Source organism: Paraglaciecola sp. G1-13 (assembly GCF_055809255.1).
Map to the genome: position 1 here is coordinate 4,375,173 of NZ_CM147903.1, position 18,610 is coordinate 4,393,782.

The 18,610-nt window shown below is 42.7% G+C and carries 18 protein-coding genes; 8 read left to right on the plus strand and 10 right to left on the minus strand.

Annotation, left to right across the window (positions count from 1 at the left end):
• Nucleotides 1–17: 17 nt before the first annotated feature.
• Nucleotides 18–1,004: an FHA domain-containing protein gene (locus tag AC0L6N_RS18525; protein ID WP_473476694.1), complete on the minus strand. Its 987-nt coding sequence runs from the start codon at nt 1,002–1,004 to the stop codon at nt 18–20.
• Nucleotides 995–2,251 (minus strand): S1 family peptidase, encoded by a 1,257-nt coding sequence (locus tag AC0L6N_RS18530; protein WP_473476696.1) that lies wholly within the window; start codon nt 2,249–2,251, stop codon nt 995–997. The genes AC0L6N_RS18525 and AC0L6N_RS18530 overlap by 10 nt, the downstream gene beginning before the upstream one ends.
• 125 nt (nt 2,252–2,376) lie before the next feature.
• Between AC0L6N_RS18530 and AC0L6N_RS18535 the strand changes: the two genes are divergently transcribed.
• A complete protein-coding gene (locus AC0L6N_RS18535) occupies nt 2,377–3,009 on the plus strand; it encodes a lysophospholipid acyltransferase family protein (protein WP_473476698.1) in 633 nt (210 codons plus the stop codon).
• On the plus strand, nt 3,006–4,247 hold the full coding sequence (locus tag AC0L6N_RS18540) for a cystathionine gamma-synthase family protein (protein WP_473476699.1): 1,242 nt from the start codon (nt 3,006–3,008) through the stop codon (nt 4,245–4,247). Before AC0L6N_RS18535 ends, AC0L6N_RS18540 begins: the two co-directional genes overlap by 4 nt.
• Before the next feature lie 89 nt (nt 4,248–4,336).
• On the opposite strand, the gene AC0L6N_RS18545 is transcribed toward AC0L6N_RS18540, so the two are convergent.
• Entirely contained in the window at nt 4,337–4,732 is a 396-nt protein-coding gene (locus AC0L6N_RS18545; RefSeq protein ID WP_473476700.1) for an OsmC family protein, read from the minus strand.
• A gap of 35 nt (nt 4,733–4,767) precedes the next feature.
• Nucleotides 4,768–5,601, minus strand: a complete 834-nt coding sequence (locus tag AC0L6N_RS18550) for a CvfB family protein (protein ID WP_473476703.1) — start codon at nt 5,599–5,601, stop codon at nt 4,768–4,770.
• A 172-nt stretch (nt 5,602–5,773) separates the two neighbouring features.
• Between AC0L6N_RS18550 and AC0L6N_RS18555 the strand changes: the two genes are divergently transcribed.
• Together AC0L6N_RS18555 and alr are read left to right on the plus strand one after the other, a co-directional pair.
• Nucleotides 5,774–6,631 carry a D-amino acid aminotransferase gene (locus tag AC0L6N_RS18555; RefSeq protein ID WP_473476705.1) on the plus strand — a complete coding sequence of 286 codons (858 nt, stop codon included), beginning with the start codon at nt 5,774–5,776 and terminating at the stop codon, nt 6,629–6,631.
• Between the two features lie 9 nt (nt 6,632–6,640).
• On the plus strand, nt 6,641–7,768 hold the full coding sequence (alr, locus tag AC0L6N_RS18560; protein WP_473476708.1) for an alanine racemase: 1,128 nt from the start codon (nt 6,641–6,643) through the stop codon (nt 7,766–7,768).
• A 14-nt stretch (nt 7,769–7,782) separates the two neighbouring features.
• Here the strand turns inward: alr and cmoB are convergent, their stop codons facing one another.
• Both cmoB and cmoA read right to left on the minus strand, forming a co-directional pair.
• Nucleotides 7,783–8,754 (minus strand): tRNA 5-methoxyuridine(34)/uridine 5-oxyacetic acid(34) synthase CmoB, encoded by a 972-nt coding sequence (gene cmoB, locus AC0L6N_RS18565; protein ID WP_473476711.1) that lies wholly within the window; start codon nt 8,752–8,754, stop codon nt 7,783–7,785.
• A gap of 35 nt (nt 8,755–8,789) precedes the next feature.
• Entirely contained in the window at nt 8,790–9,521 is a 732-nt protein-coding gene (gene cmoA / locus AC0L6N_RS18570) for a carboxy-S-adenosyl-L-methionine synthase CmoA (RefSeq protein ID WP_473476713.1), read from the minus strand.
• Between the two features lie 271 nt (nt 9,522–9,792).
• Between cmoA and AC0L6N_RS18575 the strand changes: the two genes are divergently transcribed.
• The gene (locus AC0L6N_RS18575) at nt 9,793–10,431 is read left to right on the plus strand and encodes a LuxR C-terminal-related transcriptional regulator (RefSeq protein ID WP_006991697.1); all 639 of its coding nucleotides are present in this window, start codon (nt 9,793–9,795) and stop codon (nt 10,429–10,431) included.
• A 76-nt stretch (nt 10,432–10,507) separates the two neighbouring features.
• Here the strand turns inward: AC0L6N_RS18575 and AC0L6N_RS18580 are convergent, their stop codons facing one another.
• Complete coding sequence (locus AC0L6N_RS18580) at nt 10,508–11,941, minus strand: DUF5610 domain-containing protein (protein WP_473476715.1); 1,434 nt, start codon at nt 11,939–11,941, stop codon at nt 10,508–10,510.
• A gap of 148 nt (nt 11,942–12,089) precedes the next feature.
• Between AC0L6N_RS18580 and trmA the strand changes: the two genes are divergently transcribed.
• A complete protein-coding gene (gene trmA, locus AC0L6N_RS18585) occupies nt 12,090–13,187 on the plus strand; it encodes a tRNA (uridine(54)-C5)-methyltransferase TrmA (RefSeq protein WP_473476717.1) in 1,098 nt (365 codons plus the stop codon).
• Here trmA and fabR read toward each other — a convergent pair.
• Nucleotides 13,184–13,783 (minus strand): HTH-type transcriptional repressor FabR, encoded by a 600-nt coding sequence (fabR, locus tag AC0L6N_RS18590; RefSeq protein ID WP_006991694.1) that lies wholly within the window; start codon nt 13,781–13,783, stop codon nt 13,184–13,186. The two genes, trmA and fabR, sit on opposite strands and share 4 nt — an antisense overlap.
• Before the next feature lie 159 nt (nt 13,784–13,942).
• Between fabR and AC0L6N_RS18595 the strand changes: the two genes are divergently transcribed.
• Nucleotides 13,943–15,070 (plus strand): acyl-CoA desaturase, encoded by a 1,128-nt coding sequence (locus AC0L6N_RS18595; RefSeq protein ID WP_011576728.1) that lies wholly within the window; start codon nt 13,943–13,945, stop codon nt 15,068–15,070.
• Between the two features lie 189 nt (nt 15,071–15,259).
• Here AC0L6N_RS18595 and AC0L6N_RS18600 read toward each other — a convergent pair whose 3' ends face one another.
• Nucleotides 15,260–15,586: a hypothetical protein gene (locus AC0L6N_RS18600; protein WP_011576729.1), complete on the minus strand. Its 327-nt coding sequence runs from the start codon at nt 15,584–15,586 to the stop codon at nt 15,260–15,262.
• A gap of 178 nt (nt 15,587–15,764) precedes the next feature.
• Between AC0L6N_RS18600 and AC0L6N_RS18605 the strand changes: the two genes are divergently transcribed.
• Nucleotides 15,765–16,274 carry a uracil-DNA glycosylase family protein gene (locus AC0L6N_RS18605; RefSeq protein WP_473476720.1) on the plus strand — a complete coding sequence of 170 codons (510 nt, stop codon included), beginning with the start codon at nt 15,765–15,767 and terminating at the stop codon, nt 16,272–16,274.
• A gap of 3 nt (nt 16,275–16,277) precedes the next feature.
• Here AC0L6N_RS18605 and AC0L6N_RS18610 read toward each other — a convergent pair whose 3' ends face one another.
• A complete protein-coding gene (locus tag AC0L6N_RS18610) occupies nt 16,278–18,518 on the minus strand; it encodes a bifunctional diguanylate cyclase/phosphodiesterase (protein ID WP_473476721.1) in 2,241 nt (746 codons plus the stop codon).
• Nucleotides 18,519–18,610: the final 92 nt, after the last annotated feature.

Consider the following 18,610-nt stretch of genomic DNA (forward strand, 5'->3'; position numbering starts at 1 on the left):
ACTACTTGTTTGATGTGCTAATCATTGGCGCTTTGCTCAGCTAGGCCTTCACGTTCGATACGTTCATCAAGTTCCGTAAACAAGGTCCGTGAATTTTCAACGAATGTCGTTACATCTGATGCTGGGCGCAGCTGATAGATAGGTGGCAACATGATACTGTTGTAATCAGGCTTAGCGCTAAAGTCGCTGCTACCTAACATACCTATACTGACCACTGGTACTACTATTACTAAGGTCATCATTGAACCCACGAGATTGCGCCGTGTATTGGTTTGGTGAAAAGCAAAAAACAAAGACAACCAAATAAAACCAAACAACACCAGTGAATACACAATTAGCTCAACCCATACCAATGCTTCAGGTGCATTAAAGTTAAAAGAAAGTAATTTCCCTAACAAATATAAGCCGTAAAATATAAACAATGTAAGCCAGAGAATAGAAAACTGACTCACTACTCTGCTTTCTTTGTTAAAAACCTTGCCCATTACAGCGAAGCCGATAGGCCAAGCACTTAACAAAGCCATTTGCCCCATCTCTTTAGGTAACATGTCAAATACATTGTAGGCTTCAACGCTATTGGTGAACTCAAACACCATGGACAACACTAAATAAGCTAACGTAAGCAAAATCGCCACTGCACTACTGGACAACCAATTCAAACTCTCTTCTAACTGGCTCAATGGTAAAGCGGCTGACACTGGCTGATTCGTATTGACGACTTTTAAGCGTGTACGACCCAGTTTTAAAATATCGTTACCGTGCAGTTTACCGCTCGTCATTAACTGCTTATTTACCAACGTGCCGTTTATCGTTTGGCAATCTTCAAAGAAGATAGATTGATCTTGGCTGTCTTGCGTTATGCGCACATGCTCGGCACTAATATAAGGGTCTTCCAAACGCAAATCACAATGATGATCACGACCCACCAAAATCTCTGACTTATTAAATTTAAAGTATTTTAATGTTTGGTCTTTACGTGAAAGCAACTCAAGCACTATTGCCATGCTATTGCTCCCACAAATTGCTTAGTAAACCGCGTAGCCGATTCCTGACTCACCCCAGCTAGGGTAAAGTGGCTTATCAACCCTTGGGACTCGTGGTTCAATGTGGCTCCTATATATAAAACATCGTACAAATGTGCGAATTCTTTATATGCCCTTAAACATAAAATACTTTTGGTTTTAACATCGTGAGTATTGGCTACAATATCCTGTTTGCATTGATAGTTGCTCACATCATTTTTGCTAGCTTGATTACCCGCACCAGCACCTGAAATGCTGCCACTAAAGAAGTCATAAAAGCGGTGTGCACCAAATTCGCCACTTTCAAGCCATTCAAATTCTATTTCTATACCGCCAGTACGAAGACCGCCATGAAGGAATATTTCTTCATCTAAACTGCATCTATTTTCTACTGACAAATATAACGCTTCTTGATCCGCGCTGTTTGAATCTCCCCAACAAGAAAGTAATGCGCCTTCTAGGGTGGGTATTTTCGCGCCGCCTAATTCATTTGATTTCCATACACCCCGTTCAAGGCGTTCAAACAAACGTTGTTGATTCACCATTAGCTGAGAGGCAATAACCTTCTTGTAATCGTCTGGCGCTAACGGGGTGAAATCGTCTGCGTCAATTAATGTTTGGATTTTAGTCAAGGGCACTAGAAAGCCGATTTGGTTACCCGCTGTTGCGACATTGACACCAACAACTTGGCCTTCAGGGTTCACAACAGGACCGCCGCTCATGCCTGGGTTAATCGAGCCAGTGAAATGAATACGCTGATAGAAACTGTTCTTTTTAATACCATTGAAGGTACCTGGTACCACAATCATGCCTAAGTCATGCGGGTTACCAAGTGAGTATATACTGCTACCCTGCTCGGGTAATGAGGCAGATAATGAGAAGAAATCCGCGCTGCTACTTCCACTTTTGACCTGCACTAACGCAAGATCATTAACCACATCAATGTTAACCAGCGACAAATCACCAACAGAGCCATCAGCAGCGAGATACTCAATACGATATTTTTCAGGAAAATAAACGAATTCAGAGACAACGTGGTAATTCGTTACCAGCACACCTGAGTCATTTATTTGAAACCCAGAGCCAATTGAAGACTTGTTACCTGAACCCAATTCAATAATTCGAATTTGATATAGTGCACTTTGGTAATGGCTAAAAAGATTTTGCGCCGTCTGCTGAGCAAAGCCCATTGCGCTGTATAAGGCCAGCGCGAAAAACATATATCTCAAAATTCTATATTCCTTTTTTATTATATCTTGGAGCCGCAGGAGTGCATAAGTAGGATTGGCACTCGACAATGCCGATGACATGACGGATCATTCATCTAGTGTAAAGTGGTACAGCTAAGAAAGAAATGGCTAACAAATTAAATACTCCTGAGTTAAGTGAAGATTTACCGCGCATTGGTAACGCCTTTAGTTGTTCGATCGGCAGAGCAACACTTAAACTTATGGGTTGGCAATTTAGTGGTGAATTTCCCAAACACAAAAAGATGATAATCGCCGTGGCTCCACATACTTCGAACTGGGATTTCGTGATCGGAATAGCCGTCGCGTTTACACTCAAGCTTAAAATTACTTTCTTCGCGAAAAGCAGCTTATTTATTCCACCATTTTCGGTGTTACTCCGTCGCTGGGGTGGGCTACCTATAAAGCGCCAAAAAGCACATGGCATGGTAGAACAAATGTCGGAAGAAGCTCGCCAAGCAGATAACATGATTCTGTGCCTCGCCCCTGAAGGGACGCGCGGTAAACGCGAAAATTGGAAAACAGGCTTTTTACACATCGCTTATAAAGCTGACATGCCCGTGTTCTTAGTCGCATTTGATTATAAGAAAAAGCGAATTGAATTAGGCCCTGTGCTAACAATAAGTGAAAATATACCATTAGAACTACAACGCATTTATCAGCATTATCACACTGTGCATGCTAAATTCCCTGATAAAGTAGCGACCAACTTAACGCCCCCAAGCGGAGACAAAGATTGAAAGACAAAGGTTTTACCACCCGTTTAGTACACGCAGATAGAGTAATCAATAAACCGCAAAACGGAGCGGTGCATCAAGCAACAAATAATTCCGTTTTGTTTGCATTTGATAACGCGCAAGACCTAGTCGATGTATTTCAAGGCAAAGCAGCAGGTCACGTATATTCACGCTCATCCTCTGCATCAAGTGTGTCATTGCAAAATATTCTTAATGAATTAGAAGGTGGCGTGGGTGCCATTACCTTTTCTACGGGAATGGCAGCCATCAGTGCAACGTTTTTAAGTTTGCTTCGCGCTGGCGACCACATCATTATGAGCCAATTCTTGTTTGGCAATACCAGCAGCCTTGCCAGCACATTACAAGGACTGGGTATAGAGATCAGCTTCGTTGACGCAACAGATGTGCAAAACGTGATTGCAGCTATAAAGCCAAATACCAAATTAGTGTATGCCGAAACCATAGCCAACCCTGCCACCCAAGTATCTGATTTAAGTGCCATAGGTCAGTTATGTAACGAACAAAAATTGCTGTTTATCGTTGATAACACCATGACGCCTGCCAATATTTTTGATCCCAAAAGCGTCAAGGCTTCACTGACTATCGCTTCATTAACTAAGTATGTATCAGGGCACGGTAATGTGCTGGGCGGTGTCGTTGTCGACACTGGTTTATTCGACTGGAGTGGGTTTAACAACATATTACCTATTTACCGCACAGCGGATACCCAGCAATGGGGACTGACGCAAATTAAGAAACGCGGCCTTAGAGACATGGGGGCAACGTTATCTCCTGATGCGGCCCACAGCATATCCATAGGTATTGAAACGCTGGCTTTGAGGGTAGAGAGAATTTGCCAAAATGCGCTGCGTCTGGCGACGTACTTACATGGTCATGAACACGTTCAGCACGTTTACTATCCGGGTATAGCGGACCACCCACAACATTATATAGCGCGAGAGCTATTCACAGGTTATGGGGGAATAGTCAGTATCGACCTAGCTGAGCATATCGACCCGCTCGCATTTTTAAATGAGCTTAAGTTAGTGTTGTGCGCAACACATTTAGGGGACACCCGTACATTAGGTTTACCCGTCGCCCAAACTATTTACTTTGAGAACACTGCCGAGCAAAGAGCCGATATGGGTATTAATGATAATATGCTGCGTTTTTCGATTGGTATTGAAGATGTAGACGATATCGTTGCGGACTTCGAGCAAGCCTTTACCGCACTGGTGTAAGTCTCCGCTGACTTTATTGGTGAGATGAATAAATGACGAGTTGAACGTAGCGACCTTGTTCAACTCGTTTACGGTACTCGGATTTTTAACTAGGGCTGTATACTAAAACTGGTCGTGATCTTAACTTTTCCTTCTAACATCAACATGACTGAGCAGTATTTTTCAGCTGACAGTTGAACGGCACGTTGAATGTGCTTCTCACTTAGGTTTTCGCCACTGACAACATAATGGGCATGAATCTCAGTAAACACTCTTGGGGCTTCATCTGCTCGCTGAGCATCGAGTTGACATTCGCAGCCGGTAATCCTTTGGCGTGATTTTTTAAGAATTTCTACTACATCAATAGATGAGCACGCGCCAACGGCCAATAATACGGCTTCCATAGGGGTCGCCTGACTGCCATCACCGTCCATTTCGATGGTTTTTCCTGTGTCAGTTTCACCAACGAATTTCATATCTGACTGCCAACTAACGGTCGCTTTCATTTTTTACTCCAATGCAAATAACTACTGCTTACATTCTATTTAATTAAGGTGATTTTGCTCTTATCAAGCAATATGCGTTTTTGCTTGTATAAAGCGCCTAGCGCCTTCTTGTATACATTTTTACTGACATTGAAGCGCTTTGATATTTCTTGTGCTGAGCTTTTATCCGTTAAGGTTGATATACCGCCATGGGCCTCGAGATCGTCAATAATTTGTTCTGCTAAATCTTTGCGTGCGCCATCATCGTGAAACTGAAAACACAGATCGATTTTGTTGTCTTCACGGATACGTTTAATAAAGCCTGTCGTGCGCTCACCTATACGCAAAGGTTTAAACACTTCATCTTTGAATATCAAACCTAGGTGACTGCCATTTATCACCGCTTTGTATCCCATATCGGTGCGACCGCAAATCAATAAATCGACTTCTTGTTTAGGCGCAAAGTTCTGGCCTTCTTCAAATAAAAAGTCACGTAAACGCGTGGATGCAGCGACTTTGCCTGTTTCATCATCAAAATACACAAATACCACGTAAGACACGCCCTCTGCCATCGGGAAGTCTTGCTCGCTGTAGGGCACCAGAATGTCTTTATCGATACCCCAATCTAAAAACGCGCCTACATTATTTACGCTCACCACCTTTAAGAAGGCGCATTCATCTACTTCAGCCAAAGGTGTTTGCGTGGTGGCGATCAAGCGACTGTCGCTATCGTGATAAATAAAGACGTGGCAGGTATCACCAATCTTACAATCTTCGGCAGCAAACTTCGTGGGGAGCAGAACCTCACCATCGTCTCCACCATCAAGGTAAAATCCGAAGGGTACCTGTTTAATTACGTTTAATGAGTTGAACTTACCAATTTGCAGCATAAAACCTGTCTGTGTTGAGCAATAGAAGCGAACCTTATTGTACCTGATATGAAGGATATTCACGGTAAAAATTCAAATTTGCTAACAAAGTAGCTTAATTCATTATAAAAATTCGTGGCATAATCCGCATTCAACAGCCCTTCTTCCAATGCTATTTTTTTGAGTCTTAACTATGAGCATCGTATTTTTAAATGGGGAATATCTCCCCCAAGAACAAGCTAAAATTTCACCTATGGACCGCGGGTTTTTATTCGGCGACGGTATTTATGAAGTGGTACCTACCTATCAAGGTGAAGCTGTTGGCTTTATGCCTCATATTGAACGCATGCAATCGGGTTTGGCGTCTATCGGCATTCAACTTGATTACACAGTAGAAGACTGGCAAAAAATCATTCACACGTTGATCGCAAAGAACGAGTCCGGTAACCGCGGAATTTATCTTCATGTTAGTCGCGGCACAGACACCAAACGAGCTCATGCATATCCGACAGGCGTCGAGCCAACGGTATTTGCCTTTTCATTCGAGATACCGCCTGCGCCGACACCAGACAAAGATGGTGTAAAAGCGTTCAATGTTACCAGCAGTGAAGATTTGCGCTGGAAGCGATGCAATATTAAATCGACCTCGTTACTCGGCAATGTTATGCATTATCAACAAAGCCAAGATCTTGGTATGCAAGAAACCATACTGTTTAATCAACAACAGGAACTTACCGAAGCAAGCTCATGCAACGTATTTATGGTCAAAAATAACGTGATCGCTACTCCCGCTTTGGATAACCAACTGCTACCAGGTGTTACTAGAAAGTTGCTGTTAGCCATTTTACGTAAGCACAGCTCATTTAAGGTTGAAGAGCGTGTTATCACGATGGACGAGGTACGTGATGCGGATGAATTATGGCTGACCAGCTCATCCAAAGAAGTGGCTCCTATTGTAACGCTTGATGGTACTCCGGTGGGTAACGGTTCTGTCGGTGATGTATGGCTGCAAGCACAAGCCTTGTTTAGCCAATATAAATATCAATATTAAAGGCCGTTAATGCCACGCCCTATTTCGATTACGGTAGATCTGGATGCTATCCGTCAAAACTTCGCATATGCAAATGCTCTGGGTGTTAACGCCTTTGAAAGTTCCACCAACGACCGTCAGAGCAATACTCTTGCGGTCATCAAAGCTGATGCCTACGGCCACGGCGCAGTAGCAACAGCGCGCGCTCTTGATGGCCAAGCTGCTCTGCTTGCGGTGTCGAGTATTGAAGAAGCCGTAAGTTTGCGCCAACACCATATAAAAACGCCCATTTTATTGCTTGAAGGCTGCTTTTGTCCTAGTGAATTGAGTGTTGTAAATGAATTAAACCTACAAATTGTTATTCACAACCAAAAGCAAATTGAAGATCTGCTGGCCCAAGTATTAACGAAGCCCATAAAAGTATGGTTGAAAGTTGATACTGGTATGCATCGCCTAGGCATACCTGTCTCAGATGCATTGAAGGCTTATACTCAACTCGCATCCAGCAAGAATGTGTGCTCGGTTATGCTTATGACGCACTTTGCTACATCTGATCACCCCGAGCACCCTTTACTGCTGAGTCAAATACAGTCAATACAAAAGCTTGCTGAAAAAGTATCGGCGGAGCCGTCATACGCAGGTTGTAGCTTAGCCAATTCAGCTGCCCTACTTGCTACACCGAAAAGCATCAGCACTTGGAACCGCCCAGGGATCATGCTGTATGGTATTAGTCCCTTCAATCAAAGTGATATCAACGTTCTACCACTCATTCCGGCGATGACTTTTAGCTCAAAAGTGATTGCATTGAGACACGTCGCGACTGGCGAGTCAGTAGGGTACGGCGCAATATGGACAGCGAAGCGACCAAGCATTATCGCCACTGTGGCGGCAGGTTATGGTGATGGTTACCCTCGAACGGCTAAATCTGGCACCCCTGTTATGGTCAATGGCCAGATAGCGCCGTTAGCGGGTCGTGTTTCGATGGACATGTTATGCGTTGACGTCACTCAATTAACCGATATAAGTGAAGGCAGCCCAGTCGAGCTTTGGGGCAAGAATATACCGGTTAATGACGTGGCCGCTTGGGCGGATACGTTAGGCTATGAATTAGTCACCCGAATGCCAACGCGCGCCAAACGGGTATTTATTAACGAGTAAATTGAGCGCATATGCTATCGCTCAGCCACAACAACGGCGCGCAAGGGCGCAGGATAGCCTTCAATGGTTTTTGAGTAATCATTCGGATCAAGAAAATCAACCAAAGATTGACTGTCCATCCACTGCGTTGCGCGCTGCTCTTCAATCGTGGTTTTTGCTAAATCTACCACGCGCACATTTTTAAAGCCCAGTCGTTTCATCCATAAACACAAGGCATCTGTACTAGGCAAAAACCATACGTTGCGCATTTGAGCGTACCTGTCCCCGGCCATCAATACAGTATTTTCATCTCCCTCCACAACAAGTGTCTCCAGAATGAGCTCGCCACCGGGTCGCAACTGATTTTTTAGCTGTTGTAAAAAATCGAGTGGACTTTTTCGGTGATACAGTACCCCCATTGAAAAAACCGTATCAAAGGCGTTTTTTTCAGGTAGCTGCTCAACACCTACGGGCAATAAATGAATGCGTGGGTCGGGGTTAAAATGCTTAATGGCTTGGAACTGCATCAAAAATAACTGAGAAGGGTCCGCGCCCACCACCATTTTGGCGTTTTCTCCTAGCATACGCCACATGTGGTAGCCACTGCCGCAACCAACATCAAGAACATAACGATTTTCTAACGACTGTATATGCGGTTGTACTCTTTCCCATTTCCAGTCGGACCGCCACTCTGTATCAATATGAATACCATGAATATGAAATGGCCCTTTACGCCATGGCATAAACTGCTTAAGTAAGCCTATAATTTGCTTCTGCGTATACTCGTTTATCTCGCTTTGCAGCCCAAATTCAACCCTCTCTTTGAGCTCAATTTCACTAGGATGAGTCTGAGGCAGCTTGCCAAGCAGCTTTACCCACTTGTTGAAATCACCGTGTAGCTGCTCTTTTTGCCAGGTAGAAATCTGCCCGGGAAGTAGCTCTAACCAAGCACTTAGCGGGGAGTCGGCAATTTCTTTATAAAACTGGTTGAACCAAGGGACTGACATGAACGGCGCCTGTAAAGTAAATAAATAAAAAAGTGTTAGCTTTTGATCGCGACAATGGAGGCAAAGTTAAAACACTGAAACCACAATACGACATCGTCAAAACCAGCATTTTTTAGTCTGGTTTGATGCGCCTCAAACGTTTCAGCCCGCAAAATGTTTTCAATTGATTCACGCTTTTGACTTATCTCTAGCTCGCTATAACCATTGCGTCTTTTAAACTCATGATGAAGGTCAATTAGTAACTCATTCCCTTGCTCTGATGCGTGGCGAAGCTTCTCTGAAAGTATGAAAATTCCACCCGGTGCTAAGCCATCGTATATGCTCTGAATAATCTGATCACGCTGAGTGGGGTCGATAAATTGCAATGTGAAGTTCATTACCACGCTTGATGCATTTTCGATGTGGATATTTTGTAAATCATCGCAAATCACCTCTATGGGAGTATTCGCTTTATACGCTTTTACGTGCCGGGCACACCGCTGAGCCATAGCTTCAGAGTTATCCACTGCAATGATACTACAGTTATCAGCCACTACGTATTTTGCCGCTGCTAAGCTAACTGCGCCGAGGGAGCAACCGAGATCGTATATATTGGAATTGTTTGTAGCGTAGCGTCCAGCCAATTGCCCAATTGCATCGACGATGGTGTTATAACCCGGCACAGAGCGCTGGATCATATCTGGAAAAACCTCTGCTACGGTATCATCGAAGCGGAAATCACTTACCTGTTGAGGTTGTGAATAAATGGCGTCTTTGCTTGATTGCATGTAATTGATAATGATTGTGGAAAATTAGCGTAATTCTACCCGCAGCCACTAAACCACGCAATTCTCTTGTCTATTTGCACCATGGATTAAGAGGATCGTAAAAATTTTTCTGATATAAACAAACTGCATGAGGTATTTGTTACATCATACTTACGCCTTCTGATAGAATGTGTCACATAAATTGCAGGGAAGTTAATTAATCCCTTCATTAATCAAGACTAAAGTATTAGTCTTGTTACTTAATATTGAATTATTTATTGAAGGCAAATAAATGGCAAAGTTTTTAATTGCAGATGATCATCCGCTATTTCGCGAAGCTTTAGTGGGTGCACTAAGTCCACTGTTTGAAGATATTGAGATTTTGCAATCCGACTCGCTCGACTCTACATTGATGACGCTCCATGAAAACCCAGATATCGATTTAATATTACTCGATCTGCACATGCCTGGATGTGAGAATTTCTATGGTCTAATTCGAGTCACTCAGGATTATCCTGAAATTCCTGTCGCAGTAGTCTCGGCTAGTGACTCTATTGAAGTTGTTTCGTACGTGATGAGCTTCGGCGCAAAAGGTTTTGTACCTAAGTCCAGCCCTACTTTGATGATTGCTGATGCCTTGAAAACAATCATGAGCGGTGAAATTTGGTTAACTGAAGAGTTAAAAGCACAGATTGCCCAAATTGATGGTGAAGAACTCAATTTAGCGCAACGAATTGCAGAATTAACACCTAAGCAATTTCAGGTGTTAAAGCTAATCCATGATGGTTTATTAAATAAACAAATTGCTCACGAATTAAATGTCACTGAAGCGACCGTTAAGGCGCATATCAGTGCAGTATTTAGAAAACTAGAAGTTAATACTCGAACTCAAGCAGTATTGCTGCTTAAAAAGCTAAATTTAGAAGATTAGTCCCCACCTCTAAATAACGTTAGTCACCTTTAGTGACTAACGTTATCTTGTTCCGAACTTTTATCGCTCCAGCGAGTTATTCACTCTGGTTAGTTCCTGAGAAGTTTAACGGTAAACCATTCAATAGCTTTTGATTAAAACTATGAAAACGTTGAATTGCAGAAATTAAATCTGGTGTGTGAACATCGCCCATTTGATTAATCAATCCATTAATCAAATCGTCATACTGTTCACCGCTTTCAAGCTTTTGCCTCGATTGCTCAAAAACATCCAACATTTTATCTAGATAATGCGCGACCGGTTTAACCGTCTTATTAGGGTCTCCTCTAGGGTCATCTTCACTGAAATGAGAAACCGATTCATACGCCTGAATAGATTGGGTTTGCTCTTGTCTAGTTAATTGTAAAGCAAAACCGGTTAGCTCTTTTTCATCATATCCCAGCTTTAATGCTTGATTGAATGCTGACTCAATATCACCGTTGAAGAATTCATCAGCTAAATCGCTGGCGTCAGCAACTAATGTACCTATCGCCTTTAATTCGTCTTCGTCTAACTCCCCCTGCACAGTGAAAGACAGTGCATTACTGCTAATGTGCTCATAGCGTTGCGTTGAGGTGACTTTAGCTGTCACGTTGTTACTTGCATCATCGCTTTCTTGTAGTAAAGATTGCGTTACGCCCTTTTGCTCAGCGCTATCAAGGCTCGGCTCATCAGCCACGTCGTTTTCGGCTATATCTTGCGCATTGTTTACCGATTGAGGTTTCGATGGCTCTACTGGCTGCTGAAACACTTGTTCTTCTTCAACTTTTACCAGCAACTTTTGGTTTAACTCAAAGCTTTCCAAGTCTTCAAAGCGAATGTTAACTTCGTCACCATCCAACGTACGAATACGTAACTCACCCGTGTCACGGCGTTGATAGTTCACTTGATTCTCCAACGAAACGTTAGACGTGCCGACATCGCTCGCTTCTTGAGTTTCTAAGAAAATCGAATCTCTTAGCTTTTGCAATCCCGTATCTATTAATTCTTGGCTTCGGCTAATCCCATTTTTGATGTCATCATTCATCACTCCGGCGAGATCTTTTTCAGCCATGCCAATGCCTTTTAATACCCCCGAACGAGCTTGCTCAAAAAGAGCATTCAAAGCATCGTCGTCAGCGCCTTTTCCCTGAGCATTTTTGATTGCACCACCGACAAAATTCAACACATTGCGAGCGACCTCTTCAAAGTCGAATAAACTTTTATTCGTCTCTTCCTCGTCAGCTTGCTGGGGTACTCTAAGCTGAAGTTTGCTTGCCCCAACCGATACACTGTGGTTCATGGAATTAGTTAATACTTGGCCTGCAAAAAAACTATGAGATGATAATGCGCCGCTCAAGGACGCCTTATCACCCGCCAGTGTGCTTGCTTGCTCAAGACCTGAATCACGCAATTGGTTCTGAAAGCTATTTGCCTCCCCCAAGTGCGCCGGCTTTTCACGCATGAAAGCCTTAATTTCATTAATATTCATTTGTGCCACCTCACTTTCCTCAACTAGGTTATCGGCCGCATGCTGGCTAAATTTAGTACAATTCATCGCAATCAAAAACTAATATTGCACAAGCGCTGAAAACACTTACAATCCCGCGCTCGTTAATAACATCATCTGGAGAATTGCCGTGCGCCCAACCGAAATTAACCCTGCGGACTATGAACAACAACTCGCTCAAAAAGTTAATAGCGTGCAACAGGCTTTCAAAACATTTTCGATGCCAGCATTAGAGGCGTTTTCATCAGCACCTCTGAATTATAGGATGCGTGCGGAATTCAGGATGTGGCACGACGGAGATAACTTAGATCATGTCATGTTTGACCAATCAACAAAGCAAAAGTATGCAGTAAATCAGTTTCCCCCTGCCAGTATCGTTATCAATGAAGTGATGGTGAAGTTATTGTCATTAGTAAAAAAGAACGAAGTATTACGTAGAAAGTTATTCCAAATCGATTATCTGAGTACCCTAACCAATGAAATATTAGTCACCTTGGTGTATCACAAACCTTTAGAAGATGAGTGGCTAAAAGAAGCAAAAGCATTACGCGCATTGTTAAGAGATGAATTTAAAATCGACATAATTGGCCGCGCGAAAAAGCAAAAAGTGCTGTTAGACAAAGATTATGTGATAGAAACGCTACCAGTGAATGACCGACTCTACACGTTTAAACAAATTGAAAATAGCTTCACGCAACCAAATGCTGGGGTAAACAGCAAAATGCTTGAGTGGGCGTTAGATGTTACTCAAGATTGCCAAGGCGATTTACTCGAATTGTATTGTGGTGCAGGGAATTTCAGTCTTCCTCTGGCACAAAATTTTCGACAAGTATTAGCAACCGAAATATCTAAATCTTCGGTTGCTGCTGCGCAAGATAATATCCGTTTAAACAACATAGAAAACGTGACTATCTTAAGGATGTCGAGCGAAGAATTTGTGCAAGCACTAAACAATGAACGCAGCTTTAGGCGTTTAGAAGGTATCAATTTGCAGGATTACGATTGCCAAACAGTCTTAGTGGATCCCCCGCGCTCTGGCCTTGATGACGACACGCTAGACATGATCAAAGAGTATCAAAACATTGTGTATATTTCGTGTAATCCTGAGACACTCAATAATAATTTGGCAGTATTGAGCGAAACACATAATGTAGTCCGATTTGCTCTTTTCGATCAATTTCCATATACACATCATGTGGAATCAGGAGTTTACTTGCAAAAGCGCTAAACGCCGGCGGCCTCTTTCGCCCCATTAGCGATAAATCGCAACTGCAACTTAACGCGCTGAGCCAACACTGCTTGTTGTTCAGCGCCTGAATCCAACGCTTCTGCGCCCGCACTAAAAACAAGTTTAACCATAGCTTCTGCTTGTAAGTTCGCATACTGATAGGGCAACCCTGTTGTGCTCATAGTGTAATCTGTTAGCTCAACAATAAAGTGCTGAATTTCCCGTAATACAGCGGCACGAAATGCCAAAGACGTTCCGGTATGCTCACGAAGCAGCAACCGGAAAACATTGCTATGGGCGCAAATGAACTCCATAAACGTATCCACCGACGTGTTTATCACTCCCCCACCTGAGGCAATCCGCAATCGAGCCTGACGCATCAACTGCCTTAAGTTTAAGCCAGCCTCATCGACTAATGTTAAACCAAGCTCGTCAATGTCTTTGAAATGTCGATAAAATGAGGTCGGTGCGATGCCAGCGGCGCGAGCTACTTCACGCAAGCTGATACTAGACAAACTTCTTTGCTCGTCCAGTAAACTAAAAGCTGCATCTATAATGGTTCGTCTCGTCTTAAGCTTTTGTTCTTGACGACTCACGTTACGCCCCTTTTGAATATTAATTCCTTTATATTATCCATATTTAACGCGAATCAGCACGAAGTAATAAGGTTCAATACAAGAAATAGCTTGCTAAATACGCGTTTGCTAGATAAATTAGCGTACAAGTGTAAGCTGAATAAAGTACTGCTTTTTGTAATGGAAAAACCCCGTTTAATTCTCACTAATGTTTTAGTCTTTGTGATTACTGGACTAGTCGCACTCTTTCTTGTGCCTTACGTTGCTCTAACCCAAGGGTTTGATGGCGCAGAGATCGCTGCGTGTATTATTCTTATTTACTTCTCAGGGATGTCTATCACCGCTGGGTACCACAGGCTGTGGGCGCATAAAGCCTATGAAGCGAATACCTTTGTCAGAGTCGTACTGGCTATTGGCGGAGCAATGGCCCTTCAAAACAGCATATTACATTGGGTTTCTGATCACAGGATCCACCACAGGCATGTGGACGACAACGATAAAGACCCGTATTCGGCCAAGCGTGGCTTTTGGTATTCACACATGGGTTGGATGCTTCGCGAATATCAGATACACCGCTATTCTGATTATAGTAATTGTAAAGACCTTCAAAAAGACAAGGTCGTTGTATGGCAGCATAAGTACTACCTTCCCATCATGCTTATTTCTAACTTTGGCATTCCAATGGCATTAGGTTGGTTGAATGGTGATGTGCTTGGTATGGTGTTGCTTGCTGGTTTTTTCCGCCTAGTGGTTGTCCATCATGTGACGTTTTTTATTAATTCTCTTGCCCATATTTGGGGACGTCAACCTTATACAGATAAAAATACAGCCCGCGATAATGACATTTTAGCTTTTTTCACTTTTGGTGAGGGGTACCATAATTACCACCACATATTTGAATATGATTACCGCAATGGCATTAAATGGTGGCAGTTTGATCCAACTAAATGGCTAATACGAGGGCTGTCGTTTATAGGCTGGACCAAAAACTTACGCCGCTGCCCAGAAGAACGTATTGAGAAAGCGAAGATGGCGATGCAATTGCAGCGCGCACAACAGAAGTTATCTGTGCTTCCAAATGCCGATGAGATATTACATAGTTTACAGCAGGAATATGATGCAATCTTGCATAAAATGGGCGAAATGTACGCCACTAAAAAACGCTTAATGGAAATTCGCAAACATAAATTGAAGCGTAATTACGAGAAACTAGAACTAGATTTTAAATACCGCGAACTCAAATACAATTTAGAGTTACGAAAGCAAAAATGGCTGCAGCTGTATCAAGTAAAATATCAAATGGCTTAGTATTCTAAAGCTCCCACAAGGGGGCTTTTTTGTATGATAGATAAAGTGGTTTTATAAGAAGTGGAATAACTGAAGTATTAAAAAATTGACTTAGCCAAACAGTAAGTTAAAGGCTAAAAATAACCGTTCAATGTGAACTTATCACTACATTGAACGATTCAGGTATTTGGTTAACCTAACACAGCCTTATTACTCAGCGACGTTGAGCACTAATAACTCTGACTCAGCTAATGCATCTTTGTGGGCAATGACATTGATACGCATGTCTTTTTCAAAAAATTGGATTGTCGCGATTGCATTGGCGTCTTGCACTTGCGTTCTTTGAGTGATGTCTGACTGCATTTCACGAAACTTAACATTTTGTTGAATTTTGCTAGCGATACATGAACCGTCAATAGCAAATGTGGTTGATTCCATGCAGTCAAATAATCTGTTGTTCTGAGTTTCAGCTTGCGCTGATGCCGCACCGAATGCGCTTAAAATGCCGACAATGATAAATGATTTGATTCTTAACATAATGATTTCCTCGATAAATCGCTTAACAAAGCGCTAAGCATCGCAATCCAACGTGGAAACAAATCGACTCTTAAACCACAGGATTATGACAATAATATGACAAAACTGTATTTTTTGGAAGGAATATTAAATCACCGACTTTGACGACGCTAAAAAATGCCAAGTATGCAAAGCACATTTGCCCCTGAGCCCTCGTCCAATCATTCAAGGAAATCAGCGCTCAAAGATACTTATCGTAGGTCAGGCTCCTGGTATCAAAGCACACGAAACGAACAAGCCTTGGAATGATGCTTCGGGCGAACGCTTGAGGAAATGGCTGAATCTAGACGTTCAGCAGTTTTACAATCCAGACAATATTGCAATTCTGCCGATGGCATTTTGTTATCCTGGAAAAGCGTCAAGTGGTGACAAGCCGCCGCGTAAAGAATGCGCGCCCCTTTGGCATGAGCGCCTCATAAACTCCATGCAAATCAAACATGTTTTATTGGTTGGTCAATATGCTCAAAACTATTACTTACAGGATAAGCGATCGTTGACGGAGAGAGTAAAAGATTGGCAGGCGTACCAACCAAGGTTTTTCGTTTTGCCCCATCCGTCTCCAAGGAATAACATATGGTTGAAGAAAAACCCTTGGTTTGAGCAGCAAGTAGTATCAGCGATGCAGCACGCCATCGCTAAGATTATCTAGTGTCTACAGGGATTGGCCCCTTTTGCGTTGCCCTATAAATGTCAGCAATTCACCAAAAGGCATTGGTTTAGCATACATAAAGCCTTGGGCTTCATCACAACCAAGCTTGAGTAAATAGTTGGCTTGCTCTGGCTTTTCAATACCTTCAGCAATCGTCCTCAGACCGAGTTTTGTCCCAAGTGTGACGATGGTTTCAGCAATAAAGGCCGATTTATTGGGGCTTATTTCACTAACAAACGCTCTATCAACTTTCAAGCGATCAAGCGGTAGCTGTTGTAAATAACTCATTGACGAAAAGCCTGTACCAAAATCATCAAGGGCTACCTTAACGCCAAACTCTTTGAGTTCATTCAGTGCTTCAACCACCAATTGGGGTTCATCCATCACAATGCTTTCAGTGATTTCTAACTCTATGCAATCAGGCTCTAAATCATTGTTTATAATTGCTTTTTTAACCAAGTTTATAAACGCAGGATCACGAAATTGAGGCATAGATATATTGACTGCCATGCGCAAGCCTTTGAATCCTGCTTCTGTTAGCAAACGCAGCTTTTCACATGACTCTTGCATAACCCACGCACCAATATCTATGATTAAGCCTGAGTATTCTGCCAGTGGTACAAATACCGCGGGAGAGACGAATCCCCCATCAGAAGAAGGCCAACGAAGTAGCGCTTCCATACCAATGATATCTTGAGTCACTAAGTCAATTTGCGGCTGATACCACAATTGCAATTTTCGCTCAGCGAAGTCTGTACGCAACTGACGGATCATCTCTAAGCGCCACGTCGTTTGCTCTTCCATTTCTGGGGCGTAATACTCAAAATTCGTTTTTAGACTTTTTTTCGCCCTATTTAACGCTATGTTGGCGTGCTTGAGTATATTGATACCCGTATTTTTTTTACCATTAAACCGACAAAAACCAAATGCCGCGCTCAGCGGTAGCATATGGTCGCCAGCCTCAAATGCATTATTAAACAAACCCTGAAGCGTAGCAGGATTGACTTCTCGCTCTGTACCGACAACGGCGAATACGTCCGAGCCGATTCGCCCCAGCGCTGCCGCTGTCGGAAAAGTGGATTCAATACGTTGAGCTAAGGCCAATAAGGTGTCGTTACCAGTATCCTGGCCTAGCCCGTCATTGATATCGGCGAAATGATTAATATCAATCAAAGCAACCACATCATTAGCGTGCTCTGCATCATTACTGATATCGTCTAGGCGGTTAATAAATTCGATTCTATTTGGCAGCTTGGTTAGCCAATCTTTAAACGCGGCAGTGTGTAGTTGATGGAATAAATTAACATTCTCATAACCCACTGAAATACTTGCTAAAAACACCTCGATCAGCTGCTCATAAGCTTCCGATATTTGTCGACCAATTTTTAAGAACACAGCTGCGTCATATTCAGAGCTTTTCAAATAAAGCACGGTGAAGTTATCGCCGTATATGTGATGCTGTTGTTGAAGACACTGATTAACCGATTGCACTATCTTTTCATCGTGCAGTTTATCAATTTTTTTATTGATATAACTTGCGAACTCTCCTGCAGCACCCAATACGTAGACCGCATTTTCATCTTTATCGATAACGGATCCAGCTCTGGCACATACAACCCCTGAGGAGTCCAAACCAATAAGCGAGCTTATTTGGGTCACCACACCTTCACAAAATCGATTGACTGAGTGCTCTTCAAGTAAATTTGCGGCCGAATGGATGATTTTTTCTAAACCAATACGACTTTGATTGATCGTTAGAATCTGTTGATATGAGCGTAACGAGGCGATAATGGTCGTGACAAGTTTGCTACGCGTTAACTCTGTTTTCGTCTTGTAGTCATTGATGTCGTATTCTTTGATTACACTTTCTTCAGGAGCATAACCCGGTTGCCCTGTACGCAAAATGATTCTGGGCTCTGTCAACTTCAGTTCATTTCGCATAGTTTGGGCCACTTGCAGGCCTGCGTCGTCCGTTTCCATAACGACATCTAGCAAAATAATCGCTAAAGTAGAGCCTAGAGACTGTATAATTTCAAGGGCTTCAGCCTTGGAATAGGCGTGATAAAAGGTCAAGTTTCGGTCATTAAGCACTAAATCAGAAAGGGCCAACCGTGTTACCGAGTGGATTTCCTCATCGTCATCAACCACCAGTATATTCCAGCTTCCTGCGAATTCAGTGTTGTCAGCCGTGTTCTCCTCAGAGAGAAAAATTAGCTCATCATTCTCATATTCCATTGGACACATTTAATTTACATTTCTCTTGAGTTTACCTGACCACTACAGCAGTATTTCTTAAGTTTAGCTAAATCCTGACTAAATCAAAATTAGTTCGCTCA